The sequence below is a fragment of the Mangrovicoccus sp. HB161399 genome, assembly GCF_013184745.1.
Lineage (GTDB): Bacteria > Pseudomonadota > Alphaproteobacteria > Rhodobacterales > Rhodobacteraceae > Mangrovicoccus.
In genome coordinates, this window is sequence record NZ_JAATVU010000235.1 from 1 (window position 1) to 1,411 (window position 1,411).

The window sequence follows — 1,411 nt, forward strand, 5'->3', positions numbered from 1 at the left end:
GCCCGCCGGGACCCCGAGACAGTCCCCCCTCCGGGACTTCCCGGGCGCGCCGCCCTCCTCCTTCTCCCGGCGGCGCGCCCGACCTGATCAACCCCACAAGGATCAAGCACATGATCAATGGCGAAATGACGATTTCCCGCCCGCTCCGCTGGGGCATGGTGGGCGGCGGCCGCACCGGACAGGTCGGCTACAAGCACCGCACCGGCGCGCTGCGCGACGGCACCTACCAGCTGGTGGCGGGCGCCTTCGACCTCGATGCCGAGCGCGGCCGCGACTTCGGGATGAAGCTCGGCGTTGCCGGGGACCGCTGCTACGCGACCTACCAGGACCTGATCGCAGGCGAGAAGGACCGTGAAGACAAGGTCGACGTGGTCTCCGTGGCGACCCCGAACTTCACCCATTTCGAGATCACCAAGGCGCTGCTGGAAGCGGGCTTCCACGTGATCTGCGAGAAGCCGCTGTTCTTCACCGTCGGCGAATGCGACGAGGTCGCCAAGCTCGCCGCCGACAAGGGGCTGATCGTCGGCGTCACCTACGGCTTCACCGGCCACCCGCTGGTGCACCAGATGGCGGCCATGGTGAAGAAGGGCATGCTGGGCGACATCCGCATCGTCGACATGCAGTACACCCACGGGTTCAACGCGGGCGACGACAGCAATGCCGGCGAGGCCGTGAAGTGGCGCACCAACCCGGCCACCGCCGGTTCGACCTTCGTGCTCGGGGACATCGGCACCCATCTCTACTACCTCTCCGAGGTGGTGCTGCCCGAGCTGAAGATCGAGAAGCTCCTGTGCGACCGCAAGGCCTTCATCCCGTCGCGCGCGCCGCTCGAAGACCACGCAACCGTTCTGATGCACTATGACAACGGCGCCCGCGGGCGGCTCTGGGTCTCTTCGGTCAATGCCGGGAACATGGGCTCGCAGCGCTACCGCTTCACCGGCTCGAAGGCCTCGGTGGAATGGTCCGACAGCCATCCCGACCAGCTGGTCTACGAAGTCCAGGGCGAGCCGAACCGCATCCTGCATCACGGCATGCCCTATCTCGAGGAGGAATCCCTCGCGGTCGACCGCATGGGAGCCCTGCACACCGAAGGTCTCGGCGACAGCTGGGCCAACATCTATCTCTGGATCGCCCAGGCGATCGACGCGAAGACGCGCGGCGACGAGGCGTTCCTCGAGACCCATCACTACCCGGGGATCGAAGCCGGCACCGAAGGGGTGCGCTGGCTCGAGGCCTGCGTGCGCTCGGCAGATGCCGGCGCCGCCTGGGTGACCTACGACCCTGCCGCATCGGCAGAGGCTGCCGCCTGAGGAGACTGGCGATGAAACTGTCCATCTGTACCGACGTGATGGGGGATCTCTCCTTCACCGACATGCTCGACAAATGCGTCGCGCTCGGCGTCGAGGGGATC

The 1,411-nt window shown here is 66.8% G+C and carries 1 protein-coding gene; it reads left to right on the forward strand.

Annotation, left to right across the window (positions count from 1 at the left end; all coding sequences use genetic code 11):
• Window positions 1-110 precede the first annotated feature (110 nt).
• Window positions 111-1,310 (forward strand): Gfo/Idh/MocA family protein, encoded by a 1,200-nt coding sequence (locus HCC78_RS32555; protein WP_172332820.1) that lies wholly within the window; start codon window positions 111-113, stop codon window positions 1,308-1,310.
• The last annotated feature ends 101 nt before the right edge of the window (window positions 1,311-1,411 follow it).

Bases quoted from the DNA above. Each gene is read 5' to 3' on its own strand.
- HCC78_RS32555 (WP_172332820.1), top strand. From the start codon at position 111: ATGATCAATGGCGAAATGACGATTTCCCGCCCGCTCCGCTGGGGCATG.